Source organism: Romboutsia sp. 13368 (assembly GCF_018336475.1).
GTDB lineage: Bacteria > Bacillota > Clostridia > Peptostreptococcales > Peptostreptococcaceae > Romboutsia.
This window is the reverse complement of sequence record NZ_CP048741.1, coordinates 744,844-747,737: the sequence shown is the minus strand read 5'-3', so window position 1 is coordinate 747,737 and position 2,894 is coordinate 744,844. Positions and strand designations below refer to the sequence as shown.

General features: G+C 25.7%; 5 protein-coding genes. 2 read left to right on the top strand and 3 right to left on the bottom strand.

All coding sequences use genetic code 11. The features are described 5' to 3' along the window. Positions 1–172 precede the first annotated feature (172 nt). Positions 173–979, top strand: a complete 807-nt coding sequence (locus tag G3997_RS02990) for a ZIP family metal transporter (protein ID WP_296647864.1) — start codon at positions 173–175, stop codon at positions 977–979. A 36-nt stretch (positions 980–1,015) separates the two neighbouring features. Here G3997_RS02990 and G3997_RS02985 read toward each other — a convergent pair whose 3' ends face one another. Both G3997_RS02985 and G3997_RS02980 read right to left on the bottom strand, forming a co-directional pair. Beyond that, positions 1,016–1,258 carry an FAD-dependent oxidoreductase gene (locus G3997_RS02985; protein ID WP_330616181.1) on the bottom strand — a complete coding sequence of 81 codons (243 nt, stop codon included), beginning with the start codon at positions 1,256–1,258 and terminating at the stop codon, positions 1,016–1,018. A 28-nt stretch (positions 1,259–1,286) separates the two neighbouring features. Then, positions 1,287–1,694 (bottom strand): hypothetical protein, encoded by a 408-nt coding sequence (locus G3997_RS02980; RefSeq protein ID WP_296647861.1) that lies wholly within the window; start codon positions 1,692–1,694, stop codon positions 1,287–1,289. A gap of 202 nt (positions 1,695–1,896) precedes the next feature. Here G3997_RS02980 and G3997_RS02975 point away from each other — a divergent pair, with 202 nt between their 5' ends. After that, the gene (locus G3997_RS02975) at positions 1,897–2,445 is read left to right on the top strand and encodes a hypothetical protein (protein WP_296647857.1); all 549 of its coding nucleotides are present in this window, start codon (positions 1,897–1,899) and stop codon (positions 2,443–2,445) included. A 70-nt stretch (positions 2,446–2,515) separates the two neighbouring features. Here the strand turns inward: G3997_RS02975 and G3997_RS02970 are convergent, their stop codons facing one another. Further along, a complete protein-coding gene (locus G3997_RS02970) occupies positions 2,516–2,734 on the bottom strand; it encodes a hypothetical protein (protein WP_296647854.1) in 219 nt (72 codons plus the stop codon). Between the last annotated feature and the right edge of the window lie 160 nt (positions 2,735–2,894).

Sequence of the window (2,894 nt, the reverse complement as noted above, 5' to 3'; positions counted from 1 at the left end):
CGTCCTTTATCTAYAGTAATGTTTTTAGTTATATCTACATTTTATTTATTAAAGATACAAGATTATACCCGTATATTTTCACTTATACCCTATATATTGTAACATCTATTAACTTCTCTCATATTATAATAATAGAAATTCAATTATATATATTTCTAATGGAGGGACAATAATGAACTGGTTTTTATCACTTAATCCTATACTACAAGGCTTCTTAGCTACTCTATTTACTTGGTTTATTACTGCATTAGGTTCAAGTATTGTATTTTTCTTTAAAGATGTAAAAAAGAGTATTTTAAATGCAATGCTTGGATTTGGTGCAGGAGTTATGATCGCAGCTAGCTTTTGGTCTTTACTTAGCCCTGCAATAGACCTTTGTGATGATTTAGGATACAACTCTTGGCTTATACCTACTATTGGATTTGTTTTAGGTGGATTATTTATAGTTTTATCTGATAAATTCTTAGATAAATTTTCTTTTAACAATTTGAAAAGTGAAGATAATTCAAGATTTAAATCTTTTAAAAAGAGTATTTTATTAGTTTTAGCTGTAACGCTACACAATATTCCAGAAGGTTTATCTGTTGGAGTAGCTTTTGGTGGTGCTGCACTTGGAATTCCTGGATGTACAATTGCAAGTGCTATACTATTAGCTGTTGGAATAGGACTTCAAAACTTTCCTGAAGGTGCCGCTGTATCTTTACCTTTAAGACGTGAAGGTTTTCCAGTATTTAAAAGTTTCTTCTTTGGCCAAGCATCTGGATTAGTAGAGCCTATAGCAGGAGTTTTAGGCGTATTTATGGCTCTAACTATGAGAAGTATATTACCTATACTTTTATCATTCTCTGCTGGCGCTATGATTGGAGTTGTATCATCTGAACTTATTCCAGAAGCTTGCATTGAAAATAAAAATTTAACTACTATAGGTGTAATAATTGGATTTTCACTAATGATGATTTTAGATGTTGCACTTGGTTAAAAATAATGGCATAAATATACTTTATGCCATTATTTATTAATTATCAAATCTATCTACTTTAAATAATCTCATATCTTTATCAACTTCTTTATGGTATAACTTACTTAGCATCATTCCTCCAAGTATTGCAAATAATATACCATTTGCACCATATCCTAGATTATACCATAAATTGTTATGCTTAGGGTCTTCTCCTATAAATCCTAAGTTGTCTAAAGTTGATGCAAATACTCCACAATATTTATAATCAATTTCGATATTTTTTATATTAGGAAACATMTAACGCTATCTATTTATATACAATACTTTATTCTAATTCTTCTAATTCACTACAAAACTGTTTAAAATCTTCAATATTCCTTATTTCTCTTAAACTTCTAATGTCAATAAACTTACCGCTTGGCTTATGAAATAAAAACTCCATATCATACATATCACACTTATAAAATCCTTTTTTAAATATATATTTATATGGTTCATATTTATAAAAATTTTCTTCAAAATATTTAATTTTAGCATAGCAAAGCCTATTTATATAAAAAAGTAAAGCTATTACAGAATGTTTTTTTGCAAACTTATGAGAAAAGTATTTTACTGTATGATACTTATTATGCCTAAACTCCCATATATAATCCTCTGAACAGGTTAAGTTATATTTATCTAAAAGTTTTCTTTTATCTATACTTAACTCATTTTTTAGTATATCATCATCCATAATATCCCCCTATAAAAATATAAATCTATATATTTATATTTCTAGTTAATATTAATAATTTCTAAAATAGATATTTTTAATATCTATTAAAATAATTATAGATAATTWKWAWTWTWMWAMWWWWAWYMTATACAACATCTATCAAAGCTAGAAAAAGCTTTAGGATAAGATTTAASTWANTAAATAAAAGGATTGATATATTATGAAACTAAAAAAAATAAATTATTTTAATGCAGTTATTTATATTATATATATAATTTCTATAGGATATTTTTTACTTAATAAAGATTATGGAAATGCAGCTTTATCTACAGTTGCATTTATTATCAATTTAATTCTTAGATGGGTATATTCTAAAAACTTTATTTTATTAGATAATAGTCTGTATATAGTTGGAAGTTTATTTATACTATTTTGTTTAGTTTTTGGATCTTCATTTGGCCTTTATGATAAAATAAATCACTACGATGATTTTTTACACTTTTGGTCTGGATTTATAACTGTTAAAATTGGTTTTAATATCATTAAATTTGTTGGAATAAATAATTTTAATAGTAAACTATTAATAGTTATATTACTATTCTTTTTTGCAATGGGATTTGCCTCTGTTTGCGAAATTGTTGAATATTCTTTAGATACGTTCTTTAATATGAGCACTCAAAAAGGTGGCCTTACTGACACTATGCATGATATGATAGATGCTTTAATAGGAAGCATTATTATGATTATTTATTATATGAGAAAAATATAAATTAAAACCCTATATATATTATATAAAAATAATATCTATATAGGGTATTTTATAATTATAAAGTTATTTTCTAATCTCTTATACCCATCATAGAAAAAATAACGTCTTCTTTATCTGCTAAAAACTCCTTGAACATAACGCATCTTCCTCCACAATCAAGGCATGCATAATCAGGTTTATTACTCTCTGTTATTTGAACTGATACCGATTCACATTCTTGGCATTTTAATCTGTATACATTTCCACCATTTAATAATGCCCCTATTAACCTATTTTTCTTTCCTATCATTTTTAGCCCCCACCTTTTATTTATCTTATATCTTTCTTAAATAATTATATCAAAATGGACAAGTATAGGCAATTTAGATATCGTTTTCCAACCCATGATATATTTTCGACTTTTATTGCTGCAAATTTATATATATATTTGTTTTATTTTACTTCTTATT